The 15,144-nt window shown below is 53.4% G+C and carries 15 protein-coding genes; 1 reads left to right on the forward strand and 14 read right to left on the reverse strand.

Features of this window, described 5'->3' with window-relative positions:
• Positions 1 to 88 precede the first annotated feature (88 nt).
• Positions 89 to 550 carry a GNAT family N-acetyltransferase gene (locus GJ746_RS17490; RefSeq protein WP_154681340.1) on the reverse strand — a complete coding sequence of 154 codons (462 nt, stop codon included), beginning with the start codon at positions 548 to 550 and terminating at the stop codon, positions 89 to 91.
• A gap of 60 nt (positions 551 to 610) precedes the next feature.
• On the opposite strand from GJ746_RS17490, the gene rnz reads away from it, so the two are divergent.
• Positions 611 to 1,528 (forward strand): ribonuclease Z, encoded by a 918-nt coding sequence (rnz, locus tag GJ746_RS17495; protein WP_154681341.1) that lies wholly within the window; start codon positions 611 to 613, stop codon positions 1,526 to 1,528.
• A 48-nt stretch (positions 1,529 to 1,576) separates the two neighbouring features.
• Here the strand turns inward: rnz and GJ746_RS17500 are convergent, their stop codons facing one another.
• From GJ746_RS17500 to nuoI, 13 genes are all read right to left on the reverse strand, one after another.
• Positions 1,577 to 2,107: a tyrosine-type recombinase/integrase gene (locus GJ746_RS17500; RefSeq protein ID WP_154681342.1), complete on the reverse strand. Its 531-nt coding sequence runs from the start codon at positions 2,105 to 2,107 to the stop codon at positions 1,577 to 1,579.
• A 34-nt stretch (positions 2,108 to 2,141) separates the two neighbouring features.
• Complete coding sequence (locus GJ746_RS17505; RefSeq protein WP_154681343.1) at positions 2,142 to 2,651, reverse strand: fimbrial protein; 510 nt, start codon at positions 2,649 to 2,651, stop codon at positions 2,142 to 2,144.
• A 12-nt stretch (positions 2,652 to 2,663) separates the two neighbouring features.
• Entirely contained in the window at positions 2,664 to 3,698 is a 1,035-nt protein-coding gene (locus tag GJ746_RS17510; protein WP_154681344.1) for a fimbrial protein, read from the reverse strand.
• 19 nt (positions 3,699 to 3,717) lie between these two features.
• Positions 3,718 to 6,267 (reverse strand): fimbria/pilus outer membrane usher protein, encoded by a 2,550-nt coding sequence (locus tag GJ746_RS17515; RefSeq protein ID WP_154681345.1) that lies wholly within the window; start codon positions 6,265 to 6,267, stop codon positions 3,718 to 3,720.
• Positions 6,268 to 6,297: 30 nt separating this feature from the next.
• Positions 6,298 to 6,960 (reverse strand): molecular chaperone, encoded by a 663-nt coding sequence (locus tag GJ746_RS17520; RefSeq protein WP_154681346.1) that lies wholly within the window; start codon positions 6,958 to 6,960, stop codon positions 6,298 to 6,300.
• Positions 6,961 to 7,023: 63 nt separating this feature from the next.
• On the reverse strand, positions 7,024 to 7,551 hold the full coding sequence (locus GJ746_RS17525; protein ID WP_154681347.1) for a fimbrial protein: 528 nt from the start codon (positions 7,549 to 7,551) through the stop codon (positions 7,024 to 7,026).
• 426 nt (positions 7,552 to 7,977) lie between these two features.
• Entirely contained in the window at positions 7,978 to 8,529 is a 552-nt protein-coding gene (locus GJ746_RS17530) for a tyrosine-type DNA invertase (protein WP_154681348.1), read from the reverse strand.
• Positions 8,530 to 8,729: 200 nt separating this feature from the next.
• Positions 8,730 to 10,187, reverse strand: a complete 1,458-nt coding sequence (nuoN, locus tag GJ746_RS17535) for an NADH-quinone oxidoreductase subunit NuoN (protein WP_154681349.1) — start codon at positions 10,185 to 10,187, stop codon at positions 8,730 to 8,732.
• 6 nt (positions 10,188 to 10,193) lie between these two features.
• Positions 10,194 to 11,723: an NADH-quinone oxidoreductase subunit M gene (gene nuoM, locus GJ746_RS17540; RefSeq protein ID WP_154681350.1), complete on the reverse strand. Its 1,530-nt coding sequence runs from the start codon at positions 11,721 to 11,723 to the stop codon at positions 10,194 to 10,196.
• Between the two features lie 163 nt (positions 11,724 to 11,886).
• A complete protein-coding gene (gene nuoL / locus GJ746_RS17545; RefSeq protein WP_154681351.1) occupies positions 11,887 to 13,728 on the reverse strand; it encodes an NADH-quinone oxidoreductase subunit L in 1,842 nt (613 codons plus the stop codon).
• Positions 13,725 to 14,027, reverse strand: a complete 303-nt coding sequence (gene nuoK, locus GJ746_RS17550; protein ID WP_154681352.1) for an NADH-quinone oxidoreductase subunit NuoK — start codon at positions 14,025 to 14,027, stop codon at positions 13,725 to 13,727. The genes nuoL and nuoK overlap by 4 nt, the downstream gene beginning before the upstream one ends.
• Positions 14,024 to 14,578, reverse strand: coding sequence for an NADH-quinone oxidoreductase subunit J (gene nuoJ / locus GJ746_RS17555; protein WP_154681353.1), 555 nt, complete (start codon positions 14,576 to 14,578; stop codon positions 14,024 to 14,026). The genes nuoK and nuoJ overlap by 4 nt, the downstream gene beginning before the upstream one ends.
• 10 nt (positions 14,579 to 14,588) lie before the next feature.
• On the reverse strand, positions 14,589 to 15,131 hold the full coding sequence (gene nuoI, locus GJ746_RS17560) for an NADH-quinone oxidoreductase subunit NuoI (protein WP_154681354.1): 543 nt from the start codon (positions 15,129 to 15,131) through the stop codon (positions 14,589 to 14,591).
• Positions 15,132 to 15,144 lie beyond the last annotated feature (13 nt).

A 15,144-nucleotide genomic window follows, 5' to 3' on the forward strand; every position in this document is an offset into this window, starting at 1 on the left:
CACGGAGTAAAAACCCCACATTATACGAGGTACAACTGATAAATAGCAGTACCCACGATGAGGGAGCGGTTTTTCACCAGCACAACGGTTAGTGGGTGGCGATTTCGCACGCCATGCCGATATGATCGATGCCGTCCTCGTCGTAGACCTCGGTCACCGGCACAAAGCCAAAGCTGGCGTAAAATTTTTGCAGGTGCGCCTGGGCTCCGAGATAAATCGCCTTTTGCGGCCAGTTCAGGCGGCAGCTGGCCAGTGCGTGCTCCATCAACTGATAGCCCAGCTTCTCGCCGCGAACCGCCGGGCTGACAATCACCCGCCCAATGACTACCGGTTCAAACTCATCATCGCTCTTGAGGATGCGCGCGTAGGCCACCAGCTCATCGCCGCGCCAGCCTAAAATATGGCGGTTTTCACCCACCAAATCGTCGCCGTCGACATCCTGATAGACGCAGTTTTGTTCGACAACAAACACCGCGCAGCGTAATTTTAGCGCGGCATATAGCTGCGGCACGGTCAGTTCGGCGTGGTGAAGATCCTGCCATATAATCATCTGCGCTTCCTTAATTGATATACTTCATTTTTGACTCATACGCCCTGAGGACACTGGACGATGGAATTACTATTTTTGGGGACATCCGCTGGCGTGCCTACCCGTACGCGTAATATGACGTCGATAGTGCTGAATTTGCAACAGCCAACAATGTCTGAGATGTGGCTGTTCGACTGTGGGGAAGGAACCCAGCATCAATTTTTACGTACCCCTTATCATCCCGGCAAACTGAATAAGATTTTTATCACTCATTTACATGGCGATCATCTGTTCGGTCTTCCCGGCCTACTGTGCAGCCGCTCGATGCAGGGTAATTCTCTGCCGCTGACGCTTTACGGGCCTAAAGGATTAAGAGAGTTTGTCGAAACCGCACTGCGCCTTAGCGGTTCCTGGACCGATTATCCGCTGACTATCGTTGAAGTCGAACCGGGTCTGGTGTTTGATGAAGCGGGTTTCCGGGTCACCGCCTGGCCGTTAAACCATCCGGTTGAGTGCTACGGCTATCGTATCGAACAGCATGATAAACCCGGAACTCTGGATGCCGCTCAGCTTATCGCCGACGGCGTGCCTTCTGGTCCGGTGTTCCACCGCCTGAAACAGGGATTAACGGTTGAGCTGGAGGATGGCCGAATCATTGACGGCAGCAGCTATCTTGGCCCATCAACGCCGGGTAAAAAGCTGGCTATTTTCGGCGATACCGCCCCCTGTCCCGAGGCGCTGGAGCTGGCGCGCGGTGTAGATGTCATGGTTCACGAGGTGACGCTCGAACAGGCGATGGCGGAAAAGGCCAACAGCCGCGGGCATTCATCCAGCCAGCAAACGGCGACGTTAGCGGAGAACGCCCGCGTCGGTACGCTTATCGCCACTCACTTTAGCTCTCGCTATGATGCCGAGGGCTGTCGGCGCCTGTTGGCCGAGTGCCGGGAGATATTTCCCTCCACGGTGCTGGCGGAAGATTTCCTGGTTTATACGGTGTAAAAAAGAACGTAACGCGGCGGATAAAATAAGCCGCGATTACGCCCGCAATTACTCCTCAACAGAACTGTTATAACGCAGAATCGATTTTACATTGCGATAGCCCAGATAATCCTGGATAGTGTCGTGGTCAATGCCTTTTTTACCCAGCTCATAACCGCAAGCGTGGCGCAACATTCGCGGATGAATGTTTTGCTTTAATTTCGCCAGCTCACAGCATTCACGAATAATTTGATAGAAACGCTGGCGGGTCATTTTATTTCCCCGCGAGGAGATAAACAGCAGATCGTTACGGGCCGGATAACACTCTCTGGCCAGCAGCCAGCGCTGCAGTGAGATAACCTCCTTCGGCTGCAAAGGGTGATAACCCGAGACACCGTGACGCGCCCGGCGAATATAAATACGTCTTCCCGACAGGTCGATATCCCGTAAAGTTAACGCCGTTATTTCATTAATTCGGCAGCCGTGCAGAAAGCACATTTGAATCATGCAGCTGTTTCTTTCCGGATGGGCACAATAGCGTGCGGCCAGCACCAGCCGCTCAACGTCTTTCAGGCTCAGATATTCCCTCTCTTCCTGCATACGTCATTCCTTTTCATCCATGTAGCGAATAAGGTCATTGATAGGTAAACGTCAGCTGTACCACCGACGCAAAGTTACCCGCCGTCGTCCCTCCGTGAGTTGAATATAAACGCGCGGCCAGAGGGAACACACCCTTTTTGCTACTGTTGTTAATCGTAATCGTCATCTGGTCCTGATTTTTGTAGGTAGTAGAATGATCGCTATTGGTTATTTGCAGCGCGATATGCTGCGCCGCATCGCTGGCCGCCATATTGGCGAAATGCGTTGAATCCTCGCTATCAGTGACGCCATCGAATTTCACCGTCGCTTTGCTCGTTCCTGCCGGACAGTTTTCAACATTTAAACTAAACGTTTTCCACTCCGAGGCGTTTCCGGCCGCTTGCAAATTAGCTTTTACCAGCGTGCCGAAATCGACCTCCTGATATTGGGTATCAGTACTTACATCGCAGGGCAGAAAATAAATATTCCCTTTTACATTTAAAGGCACTCCGCTCCAGGATGAAAAAACGGGCAGTAATAATACCATCCACAGTGCTTTTCTCATTATTTACTCCTGTTATTCAATTTCTGCCTGAATGGTTGCCGTAGCGGTAAATCCACCGCCGGTAGGTAAATTACCGGTGGTATTTATCGGATAGATTTTCATGGTCGTATCTCCGGTCTGAGTCGAGTAGTTCAGATTCACCGGAAGCAGCCCCGAAAGGACTGGAATTTTAACACCAGTTATATTTTCAATGCGCACTGCAATATCGTTATTGGTCGTTGCCAGAGCGGTACCATCATGTATATCTTTTGTTCCCTGAAAAGAGAGCGAGATTTTTACCCCTGCGGAGATATTTGTACAGGCCACGGTCATATTTACCACATGTGGGGTAAAGCCCGTTGGCATCTGATTGATAGTTTTAAAGTCATTGCCAGCAATGTCACCAAAATTAATATTAATCGGCTGACCCGAATTTATTTCACAGGACTGAGGTACCGTTACCGACCCGCTCATTGAGATCTGTGTCAGAGGAGTACCGCTGTAGCTTCCCGTTTTCCGCGTCCCGTAGACATTAAGGATTATCGTCGGAGGGATCATCACCTGACCGACGAATGGCCGGGTAAAATAGAGTGAAATATACCCTTTTGACCCCGTATTAAAAATGGTACCGCCGGTATTACAGGCATAACCCTGGTTATTTTGGTTGCTCTTATCATGGATTGGCGTAGGAATATAGTCATTCACGCCTCCGGCAATATATAGCTCGCTGGCAATCTCCAGATATTTATTAAGCTGGTAAAAATTCAATCCGCTGCGCGTTTGTGTCGCAACCAGCCCGGGGATCGTGGCTTTAAAATAGGTTACGCCACTGGCGCTGTCACAATCGCACTTCGCCTGATAGGTTCCCCCGGTATTCCACTGGTACAAACGATTAAACTCCATCCCGGCCTGGTTTTGTGCCGGGTTAGTAAAGGTTTCTATAAATGAAAAACTGTCCTGAAAAGGAGTACCGCTGTTATTCTGGCACCATCCGGTGGCGGCCAGCGCCTGTACTGGCATGACCAGCGCCATTAGGCCTGCTACTATTCCCCATGAAAATCGTTTCATTCTCTCTGCATCCTTTCGATTAACGGCATAGCCCCTGGGCTACAATAATCCCGGTGAGGGTTTTGCCTGACGGCAGCGCATACTGAATTTGACAGCGCTCTTGCGCCCCCGAGCCCCATTTAGCATTGAGTACGCCGCTCGATCCCAGACCGGTTAAATAGACCTGCCCGCCGTCGCCAACGATAAATGCCTGCTCTGACGTAGCGGCTTCCGAATCGCTGACCACCGCGCCGAAAGGCACTGGCTGACCATCGGCCCGACGCATCGTCATCAACACCCGACTACCGACGCTGGTGATGTAACTTGCGCGCACTACCGCTCCGCGGGTGGGCACGACAGTCTGGGTTGTTAACTCAAGGTCAACCTCATCCGGCATCGTGCTGGTATCAAGGGTCAGCGTATTCTTACGATACGGCGAGGTATAGGGCACAACGGCGTAGCCACGCCAGTCGGTCCTGACGCCGGTTTGGTTGCTAACGCCAACGCCCGAAGCGCCCGGCGCTTTTATTAATGCCAGCGTTTCGCCAAAAGGCTGCCCCAGCGTCAGGCCATTTTCATGCGCCAGCACTCCACCGCGCAGGGCATAGTTCAGACGATGACTATACCTATCATGGCTGTAGCCGCCGGTAAGTTCCGCATAGGTTGCCCGCCAGTCGCCATTAATACTGCCGCTCTCCCCTCTTCCCTGGCTGGCATATCCTTCCTGTACGCTCCAGCTCAGGTTATTACGCTCCAGCAAAGTACCGGAGAGACCCAGATTATTGCTGGTTGAGCCATTTTTACTGCTGTTGAGGGAGTAGCTGGCATAGACCGGTTTTGGTAGCCATTCTCCCAGAGGAACGCTGATGCTCAGCGCGAACAGATGATCTTCGTCATTACGCTCGCCGCTATTCTGGTCGGTCGTATTGCGGTTATAGCTGTAATTCATGCTATAGCTGATACCGCGCCAGCTGTTGTTATATCCCACCCCGACGGATTCCATCGAGCGTCCGGTGCTCCAGTAGTCTTCACGGATATAGCTCAACGACAGCGATCCCATTTCTTCGCCAAGGCTCTGGCTGAGCGTCACTTCCCCCCGGTTACGCCGCCGCTCAATGGAAGGGGTATAGCTATCATCACGATAGGTATCCAGCACCTCCTGCATATCCCAGTAGCCGCTGGTCGCGTAACGATATCCCGCAAGGGCAACGTTTGTTCCCAGACCCGGCAGATCCTTGCTGTAACGGACCCGAACCGACTGCCCGCTCTCTTTATCTTGATCCTGGCGGTTCGACCAGGCCTGGGTGACATCCGTTGATACCGCGCCAAATTCCCCGAGATTTTTCCCCATTCCCAGCGCCAGCGCCTGATATTTGCTGCTAAATTGACCACCGCCATAGAGGGTTATTCCCCAGGGGAGACCGTAGATTGCCGTCGCCTGAGTGAGCGGTGTTTCATCAATACTATTGTCGTAGGCGCGGTAGACACCGGAGGTCACGCTATATTTCAGACGCCCCTCACGCTGCAGAACAGGGAGCGATGCATAAGGCACGATCAGGTTCTGTTCGCTGCCATCGGATTCCTTAATGGTGACGGATAAATCGCCCGAGCCGCCGGTTGGATACATATCGGTGATTTCAAAAGCGCCTGGAGAGACATAGGTCTGGTAAATCTCATAGCCATTTTGACGGATAATGACCTGGGCATTAGTCCGCGCGATCCCACGAACGACCGGCGCATAGCCGCGCAGGCTTTCCGGCAGCATATCGTCGTCGGAAGCCAGCATCGCGCCGCGGAAAGGGATGCCTTCGAAAACGTCAGCATCGGTACTGCTGTCGCCCAGCGTCATCACGCCCTGGAGCGCATTAATATTGCGCTGAGCGTAGGTATAAACCGTATCCCAGCTGTTACTTGACTCGCCTGCGCTGCTGCTGCGGTTCCAGGTTGTATAGTTGCGCAAACGCCACGGGCCAATATTGATACCGGGGCGCAGGTTAACGTATTGATTGTCGCTGTCCGCTATATCGTTCTTACGCGACCAGTTATTAGCGCCGCTAAAAGAGTAGTTCAACAGAAGAGCCGTAATTCCGTCATCCCATAGCTTCGGGTCAACCCAGCCCCGGGCTGCGCTGGAAACCGCCGCCTGGGGGAAGCTTAATAACAGGCGCTGCTGGCTAAAACGGAAGTCAGCCTTTGCCTGGGGTATAACGCCAAAATCCGCGCATTCCGCCGATTTACGGCCTAATTCTGGGAACTGCTTGACGCGCACGCCCCATTCGGCAAGCTCCTCGACCTTCAGGCAAGGCTGCAATACCTCTGCTCCCGGCGCGCGGCCTGGCTTGAAAACGACGTCACGGGTATCCATAAAGACATTATTGAGGTAAATATCAACCCGGTAGGTGCCCGGCTGCTGCCCACCCACCTGTTCATAAGCCGATAGATCCCTGACGCCGGTTTGTGGGCCATCCATTTCCAATAATGCCGGGTTAAACACATCGCGAGCCAGCGCATCATCACTCCACGGAATCAAGGCAACGGCCAGAGCCCCGGCTATCCGGTTAAGCCGCCATTTGTTATGATTATTTTGCATTCTCTCTGGAACTCCCTAGCCTGATAGCCTTTACAAATTTGCGCTGTGCTGCGCGCCAATACCGCCGTAGTCATTGATCAGTTTCCAGCGCAATGATCCTGTGCTGCCGCGCGGCAGTTCAAAGCGCGCCGTCGCGCCAGGCGCCACCCAATTGGCCTCTTTAACTTCTGCACCACCGATTTTCACCTCGGCAAAATTCATATAAAACGCGGTAGGATTTGTGACCTGTAACGTATTGCCGCTGCGCGTCCAGCGAAGCTGTTCCGTCACCATTTCCGGCGTTCCCTGAATGGATTTCGGCCGATAAATTAATTTGATGCGGGTTTTAATCGCGATCTGTAGCGTATTCGCGCCAGCTTTAGCCTGTGAGGATGGGATCGCTTTAATATTCATCCAGAACATGCTTTCTTTGTTTTCCGGCAATCCGCCGCTATAAATCACCCGCAAACGGGTCTGCTGCTCGCCTTCCAGACGGAATAAAGGCGGCGTTAACAAAAAGGGAGAAGATCCGTTATTCGCCTCAACCCAGCTTTGAATGAGATAGGGCGTGGCATCATTATTAGTCACGCTCAGAGAGGACTCTTTTTTGCCGCCGGGATAAATCAGGCGAGTGCCGCCGGTGACAACGCCCGCTTGTGCGGCTGCGCCTACCAGCAGCCATCCAGCCATCAGCAATTTCAGGTATGGTTTCATCTCCAGCTCCCTGGAAAAGCGAGCCGATTTCGGCTCGCTGGCATGGTCTTAATAGACGGAGGATCAGTTGTAGCTGATAGTGAAGTTAGCGGTACCGTTAGCTTTACCGGCCACAACGGTGGTATCGGTCTGGATATAACGAACGCGGAACGGCAGATCGATATCGCCGGTAGATGGGATGGTCAGGCTGGTAGAACGGGTGAACAGCGGCAGGGTACTGTTAGTGCTGCCATCAACCAGCTGCAGAGCCACGCCTGTAGCGACATTAGGTTCTGCGGTCAGTTGCAGTTTGCTATTGTCGCCGCCAACGTTAGTGCCGGAGAACAGTACCGATGCTTTAGTAACCGTAGTCGGGCAGTTTTTCAGTTGGATATCAAAACCTTGCTCAGCCGCGGTAGAACCGGTACCGGTAAACGCCGTCTTGGCGATCTGCCCCATTTGGACTTCCAGCGGGTTAGACAGGTCGTTAACCACGTCACAGCCCGCATCAATGATGTCGCCAATAAACTTCACCTGACCATCATCTGCCAGCGCAGCACCAGAGAATGTCGCGCAACCGGCAACAACAGCAGCAAGTAATGTTTTTTTCATGATTTATCCTTTTCAATGCAGTCAATGCATTAACTTAAAAGCGCAATACCGTGCGCATCCTTTTATTTACGTTTGATATTAATAACGAAACAAAACATTGACCCATGAAATGGATATAATATTTTGAAGTGGTCATTTTGTATCAATTTGACCACTTCAATTAATTAAAATATAAATTGCCAGGGAAGGCGTTTGTAATTTTATATTTACCAGAAGAAAGCCTAATAAACATGATAAAAAACTGAGGAGCGCGACGTGAAACAAATCATACATAAAACAAATTTAAACAATGCAAAAAATAAATTTCACTCATATATAATATAACAACATGAAAAACATAACGAAAAATATTGTTAACCCTAAATTGACATTGTTACCGCCTGTAGATAGCATAGGAGTCAGTTTGATACAAAATGACTATTTCATTTACCAAACCTCCCTGAATCTCGCATCGTTACTGGCGGTATATATGACCGTATGCTGAATATTTCTGTGGCCAAGAAAATCCTGAATCAATCGCGTATCGACGCCGTTATTTGCCAACGCAAAGCCGCAGGCATGGCGCAGCATATGCGGATGGGCGCTGATCTCCAGCTGCGCATCGCGGCTAAGGTTCTGCATCATTTGATATATACGCTGCCTCGATAAAGGCTGACCATTACGCGATAAAAAAAACCATTCAGAATTATTCCCTGGATAATCCTTACGTACTCTCAGCCACTCGCTGAGGACCTTCTCCTCTTTTTTATAAACAGGATGAGTGGTGGAAAAACCATTTTTCAGTCGTCGAATATAAATAACCCCGCTTTGAATATCGATATCAGATAGCCGCCAGTGGCGAATTTCGCTGACCCGGCATCCATGATTAAAACACATCCATAATAAACAGGCATCGCGCTCCGGATTTGCCCCCCTCCTGGCCGCATCAACCAAACGCTGGACTTCCCCAACGGTTAAATGCTTACGCCTTGTTTTCATTAACTTTCTCCATCAGCAAAACACAACAGTGTGCTTATTAATAATAGTACGGAAAATAACAGGGAGAGTGGAAACGTAAAGTGAGGTTAATATGACAAAAAGCATAGATAATACGAAAAATATTAAACAAAAAGTCCCCTTGTCGGACGGAAATAAAAAAGGACCGCCGAAGCGATCCTTTTCTCAACCAGCAGACATCGTTACATCAGCGGAGCCGCCAGCTGTACGATGCTGATTAACGGTTGCGGCCATACCCCGAGTACCAGCACCAGCAGCGCGGAGATCAGTACCACAATCCCTCCGGCGCTGTACTGCCAGTCAGACGGCGCATCGCGATTCAGTTTCTCCGGCGCGCTCAGATAGAGGCTCACCGCTACGCGCAGGTAGTAGTAGAGACCAATCGCCGAACCCACAACCACCGCACCAACCAGCCACCACAGGTGGGCATGCACACCGACGGCCAGCACGTAAAACTTACCAATAAAGCCCAGCGTCATCGGAATACCGGCCAGAGACAGCATCATTACCGTCATCACCGCCGACAGAATCGGACGATGCCAGAACAGACCGCGGTAGGAATAGAGCGAGTCTGCATCCGGGCCACGGTACGGGCTGGACATCAGGCTCACAACGCCAAACGCGCCAAGGCTGCTGAACAGGTAACCGGTCAGATAAACGCCCACCGCTTCCATCGACATCTCACCGCTCTGCAGAGCAATCAGCGCCACCAGCAGGTAACCAAGATGGGAAATAGAAGAGTAACCAAGCAGACGTTTGATATTCGTCTGGCTAAGCGCCATCAGGTTACCGAAGATAATCGACGCAAAGGCGATCAGCCCCAGTACTATACGTACTGCCTCGCTGCCGCCCACCGGGACATACAGGAACAGACGCATGACCACGCCAAAGATAGCAATTTTGCTGGCGGTGGCGAGGAAGGTGGAGACCGGCGCAGGCGCGCCCTGGTAAACATCCGGCGTCCACAGATGGAACGGCACCAGCGACAGCTTAAAGCCGAGACCGACAATCATCAGGCCGAGACCTGCCAGCAGCAGCGGCTCGTGAAGCATCCCTTCCGTAAGGCTCTTACCGAGCGCCAGAAAGGACAGGTTGCCAGAATTTGCATACACCAGCGCCATACCGAACAGCAGGAACGAAGAGGCAACAGCGGACAGAATGGTGTATTTGATACTGGCTTCCAGCGAGCGTTTCTGGCGGAAAGCGTAGCCGACCAGGCCAAACAGCGGCAGCGAAATCAGCTCAATACCAAGGAACAGCGAGGCCAGATGGTTAGCCCCCGCCAGCAGAATACCACCCAGTGCGGCAATCAGCACCAGCAGGTAGAATTCTTCTTTATTGTCCTTGTATCCCTCAAGCCACGGGTAGGCGAAAGTGCAGGTCGCCAGACTCGCCAGCAGCACCAGCCCGGTATAAAGCATGGCGTAGCCATCAACGCGAATCAACGACGTGACGTCCATCGCCCCGTTCTGACCCACGAACCAGAGAGAGAGCAGCGCGGCGTTAAGACCAAGTACCGACAGCGTGGCATTAAGGAAATGATTGCGTCGCCACGCAATGGAGAGCATCACAACCACCACCGTCAAGCCGACGATCAGCAACGGTAGCAGTGCGATCAGTTGTTGTGGAGTTATTGTCATGGCGAATTACGGCCTTGTAGTAGAAACAGAATTAACAAACCACTGCTGAATGTTGCTCATCGCAGAGTGGGAAGTGTCCAGAATCGGCTGAGGGTAGAAGCCCAGCAGCACCAGCAGCACAACCAGCAGCAGGATGATCGACATTTCACGCAGGGACATTCCCGGCAACTCTTTCGCGGCAATTTCGCTTTTTGCTTTACCAAAGTAGGCGCGATGCAGCATCGCCAGCGAATAAACAGAGGCGAATACCAAACCAAAGGTGGAGATAATGGTTATTACCGGTACGGATTTGTAGCTGCCGAACAGAATCATAAATTCGCCGACGAAGTTACCGGTACCCGGCATCCCAAGCGTCGCGACGGCAAAGAACATCGACAGCGCAGGCAGCCACTTAATCTTGCTCCACAAACCGCCCATCTGACGCATATCGCGGGTATGCAGACGCTCGTACAGCTGGCCGCACAGGATGAACAGGCCAGCGGCCGAAAGACCGTGGGCAATCATCTGAATCACCGCGCCCTGATAGGCCAGCTGGCTGCCGGTGTAGATAGCAATCAGCACAAAGCCCATATGGGAAACGGAGGTATAAGCGATCAGGCGCTTGATATCGGTCTGGGCGAAGGCCATCCACGCGCCGTAGAAGATACCGATAACGCCCAGCCACATGGCGATTGGCGCAAACTCGGCGGAAGCGTTCGGGAACAGCGGCAGCGCAAAGCGCAGCAGACCGTAGGCCGCGGTTTTCAGCAAGATGCCCGCCAGGTCAACGGAACCCGCGGTCGGCGCCTGAGAGTGCGCGTCCGGCAGCCAGCCGTGCAGCGGAACCACCGGCATTTTTACCGCGAAAGCGATAAAGAAACCCAGCATCAGCAGATATTCCACCCCGTGGGACATCGGCGTCTTCAGCAGTTGTTCATAGTTGAAGGTCCATACGCCTGTCGCATTAAAGTGGACAAATGCCAGCGCCAGAATGGCAATCAGCATTATCAGACCGCTCGCCTGGGTATAGATGAAGAACTTGGTTGCCGCCGTGATACGCGTTTTACCGTCGGAAGCCTTATGGCCCCATAGCGCGATCAGGAAGTACATCGGCACCAGCATCATTTCCCAGAAGAAGAAGAACAGGAACAGGTCGATAGCCAGGAATACGCCGATGACGCCGCCGAGGATCCACATCAGGTTAAGATGGAAAAAACCCTGATATTTCTCGATTTCGCGCCATGAACAGAGTACCGCCAGCACGCCGAGCAGCCCGGTCAGCACCACCATCAGCAGCGACAAACCGTCAATCGCCAGATGAATGCTAATGCCGAATCGCGGGATCCACGGCATGACGAATTCCGACTGCCACTGCGGAATACCGGCGGATTGCGTCAGAGAATAGCCGCCCTGCATCCACAGCTGCAGGCCAAGCAGAAACGTCAATCCCATAGTGATCAGCGCGATCCAGCGCGGCAGTTTCACGCCGAAGCGTTCTGTCTGCCAGCACAGGAAGCCGCCGATAAAGGGAATTAATATTAGCCAGGGTAGTAACATGGCGATTTTTATTCCTTGTTAAAGTCCCGTTCAGGACCGATTTTCAACGAATTCTCACAGAAAATTCACTTCGGATTGCGGGTGTTATTGCCCGGCGGCGCTATGCTTGCCGGGCCTACTGCTCATAGGTCGGATTACCCGACAACGCCCACAATCCTCAAACTCAACGCAGTACCATCAGCAGCGCCAGCACGACAACCGCCCCAATGCCCATTGAAGCCACATACCAGCGCAGATAGCCGTTCTCGCTGACGACCAGGCCTTTGCCTGCGAAGCGGGAAAGGATTGCCGGAATGTTCATCAGCGCATTCAGCGGATCGCTCTTCAACAGCCACGCCACGCCGAGGAACGGCTTAACGAACACTTTGTCGTACAGCCAGTCAAAGCCCCAGGCGTTATACCACCAGGTACCGAGCAGACGGCCCGGCGCGCTGTTGGCAATCGACGTTACCAGAGTGCGTTTACCTAACCACAGCCAGGCGGCAATCAGAATGCCGGCGATGGCAATCACTCCGGAGGCAATCTCCAGCGTCATTACGCGTCCGTGTTCGAGCTCGGTAGTCTGCGGCAGTACGCCTTCCAGCGGCGGCACAATCAGCGCGCCAACGAAGGTCGACAGAACCAGCAGCACAATCAGCGGCAGATGATGGGTAATCCCCTTCCCTGCGTGAGCGTGAATTTGCTCTTTACCGTGGAACACGATGAAAATCATACGGAAGGTGTACAGGGAGGTCATAAACGCCCCGACCAGACCGGCAATCATCAGATTCAGATGACCATTGGCCATCGCTCCCGCCAGAATCTCATCCTTACTGAAGAAGCCTGCGGTCACCAGCGGCAGTGCGGACAGCGCCGCGCCCCCCACCAGGAAGCAGACGTACACCAGCGGAATAGACTTGCGCAGGCCGCCCATCTTGAAGATGTTCTGTTCGTGGTGGCAGGCGAGAATCACCGAACCGGACGACAGGAACAACAGCGCTTTAAAGAACGCATGGGTCATCAGATGGAAAATCGCCGCATCCCACGCCTGTACGCCGAGCGCAAGGAACATGTAGCCAATCTGGCTCATGGTGGAATACGCGAGTACGCGTTTGAGATCGGTCTGCACCAGCGCGGCGAAACCTGCCAGTACCAGCGTCACCGCCCCGACGATCCCTACCAGATGCAGCACTTCCGGGGTCATCAGGAACAGGCCGTGGGTACGCGCAATCAGGTAGACGCCGGCGGTGACCATCGTCGCGGCGTGGATCAGCGCGGAGACCGGGGTTGGACCAGCCATCGCGTCAGCAAGCCAGGTCTGCAACGGCAGCTGCGCAGATTTACCTACCGCGCCGCCAAGCAGCATCAGGGTCGCCCACCACAGCATATTGTTACCGGCGGCAAAGTGCGCAGGCGCCAGCTCGACCATTTCACGGAAGTTCAGGGTGCCCAGCTCGTTGTAGAGAATGAACAGCGCGAACGCCAGGAATACGTCGCCGACGCGGGTCACCACAAACGCTTTCATCGCCGCAGCGCCATTCTTCGGATCGGTATAGTAGAAACCGATCAGCAGATACGAGCACAGGCCCACGCCTTCCCAGCCGAGATACATCAGCAGCAGGTTATCGGCCAGCACCAGAACCACCATGCTGGCGATAAACAGGTTGGTATAGGCGAAGAAGCGGGAATAGCCCTCTTCACCGCGCATATACCAGGAGGCGAACATGTGGATCAGGAAACCAACGCCGGTGACCACGGAGAGCATGGTCAGAGAGAGACCGTCCAGCACCAGGTTAAAACCGATGTTGAAGTTACCCACCGACATCCAGGTCCACAGCGGAACGCTGAGCGCCTGTTTTCCGTTAGCAAAGAAGTCGACGCCGACAAACGCCGTCACCAGCGCCGCCAGGCCTACCGAGCCAACCCCTACGGTGGCGGATAAATTCTCCGACCAGCGGCCGCGGGAGAAGGCCAGCAAAATAAAGCCAATCAATGGCAAAAGAATAGTTAAGGCAAGCATGTTCATCCGCGCAACTCACTTACTGAATCAATGTTCAGATTCTGGCGACGACGATGGAGCTGCAGCAGCAGCGCCAGGCCGATACTCGCTTCCGCGGCGGCGAGAGTGATGGCGAGGATATACATTATCTGGCCATCGGTCTGGCCCCAGTAGCTTCCTGCAACCACAAAAGCCAGCGCCGCGGCATTGATCATGATCTCCAGGCTAATCAGCATAAACAGCAGATTGCGGCGGATAATCAGCCCCGTCAGGCCGAGAATAAACAGGACAGCGGCGAGGATCAGTCCATGTGTTAAGGGGATCATGCGTGTTCCTCCGATTTTCTTTTATCGCTGTCGTTCGGGCGATTGCTCAGCACTTCCCCGACGCGCTCTTCGCGGCCGATATGGAAGGCGACAACCAGGCCCGCGAGCAGCAGCATGGAGGCCAGCTCCACCGCCAGAACATACGGACCAAACAGCGCGATACCGACTTCTTTAGCGTTAATCGCCGCGCCGTCGATACCCTGGTCGTTAATACCGAGGATGGCGTAAACCATCACTACCAGCAGCACCGCGGAGAGGATAGCCGGGCCAATCCAGATCCCCGGCTTCAGCCACTGACGCTCCTGCTCGATTTCGCTGCCGCCCAGGTTGAGCATCATTACCACGAACACGAACAGCACCATAATGGCCCCGGCGTAAACGATAATTTCCAGCGCACCGGCGAAGTAAGCGCCCAGCGAGAAGAACACCCCGGCAATCGCTAACAGCGAAATGATCAGGTACAGCAGCGCGTGCACCGGATTGGTGTGGGTGATCACCCGCAGGGTTGCGAGGATGGCTATCAGGCCACAGATATAAAAAGCGAATTCCATTGCCCTCTCCTTACGGTAACAGGCTCTTGACGTCGATAGGCTTAGCTTCGTTCTCCGCTTCGCCCTTATCTTTGCCGTCGATTGCCATACCCGCCATCCGGTAGAAGCTATATTCCGGGTATTTACCCGGACCGGAAATCAGCAGATCCTCTTTTTCGTACACCAGATCCTGACGTTTGTATTCGCCCAGCTCAAAGTCCGGGGTCAACTGAATCGCCGTGGTCGGGCACGCTTCTTCGCACAGGCCGCAGAAAATGCAGCGTGAGAAGTTGATGCGGAAAAACTCCGGGTACCAGCGGCCATCTTTGGTCTCGGCTTTTTGCAGCGAGATACAGCCTACCGGACAAGCTACCGCACACAGGTTACAGGCAACGCAGCGTTCTTCGCCGTCCGGATCGCGCGTCAGCACGATGCGGCCACGATAGCGCGGCGGTAGATATACCGGCTCTTCCGGATACATCCGAGTTTCACGTTTGGCAAAGGCGTGCATCCCGATCATGCAGATACTGCGGACCTGGGTGCCAAACCCTACCAATAATTCTTTTAAGGTCATGGTCAATTCACCC

The organism is Klebsiella oxytoca, assembly GCF_009707385.1.
GTDB lineage: Bacteria > Pseudomonadota > Gammaproteobacteria > Enterobacterales > Enterobacteriaceae > Klebsiella > Klebsiella oxytoca_C.

What these genes read in the sequence shown, in the direction of transcription:
- GJ746_RS17490 (WP_154681340.1), bottom strand. Translation starts at nt 550, where the DNA reads ATGATTATATGGCAGGATCTTCACCACGCCGAACTGACCGTGCCGCAG.
- rnz (WP_154681341.1), top strand. Translation starts at nt 611, where the DNA reads ATGGAATTACTATTTTTGGGGACATCCGCTGGCGTGCCTACCCGTACG.
- GJ746_RS17500 (WP_154681342.1), bottom strand. Translation starts at nt 2,107, where the DNA reads ATGCAGGAAGAGAGGGAATATCTGAGCCTGAAAGACGTTGAGCGGCTG.
- GJ746_RS17505 (WP_154681343.1), bottom strand. Translation starts at nt 2,651, where the DNA reads ATGAGAAAAGCACTGTGGATGGTATTATTACTGCCCGTTTTTTCATCC.
- GJ746_RS17510 (WP_154681344.1), bottom strand. Translation starts at nt 3,698, where the DNA reads ATGAAACGATTTTCATGGGGAATAGTAGCAGGCCTAATGGCGCTGGTC.
- GJ746_RS17515 (WP_154681345.1), bottom strand. Translation starts at nt 6,267, where the DNA reads ATGCAAAATAATCATAACAAATGGCGGCTTAACCGGATAGCCGGGGCT.
- GJ746_RS17520 (WP_154681346.1), bottom strand. Translation starts at nt 6,960, where the DNA reads ATGAAACCATACCTGAAATTGCTGATGGCTGGATGGCTGCTGGTAGGC.
- GJ746_RS17525 (WP_154681347.1), bottom strand. Translation starts at nt 7,551, where the DNA reads ATGAAAAAAACATTACTTGCTGCTGTTGTTGCCGGTTGCGCGACATTC.
- GJ746_RS17530 (WP_154681348.1), bottom strand. Translation starts at nt 8,529, where the DNA reads ATGAAAACAAGGCGTAAGCATTTAACCGTTGGGGAAGTCCAGCGTTTG.
- nuoN (WP_154681349.1), bottom strand. Translation starts at nt 10,187, where the DNA reads ATGACAATAACTCCACAACAACTGATCGCACTGCTACCGTTGCTGATC.
- nuoM (WP_154681350.1), bottom strand. Translation starts at nt 11,723, where the DNA reads ATGTTACTACCCTGGCTAATATTAATTCCCTTTATCGGCGGCTTCCTG.
- nuoL (WP_154681351.1), bottom strand. Translation starts at nt 13,728, where the DNA reads ATGAACATGCTTGCCTTAACTATTCTTTTGCCATTGATTGGCTTTATT.
- nuoK (WP_154681352.1), bottom strand. Translation starts at nt 14,027, where the DNA reads ATGATCCCCTTAACACATGGACTGATCCTCGCCGCTGTCCTGTTTATT.
- nuoJ (WP_154681353.1), bottom strand. Translation starts at nt 14,578, where the DNA reads ATGGAATTCGCTTTTTATATCTGTGGCCTGATAGCCATCCTCGCAACC.
- nuoI (WP_154681354.1), bottom strand. Translation starts at nt 15,131, where the DNA reads ATGACCTTAAAAGAATTATTGGTAGGGTTTGGCACCCAGGTCCGCAGT.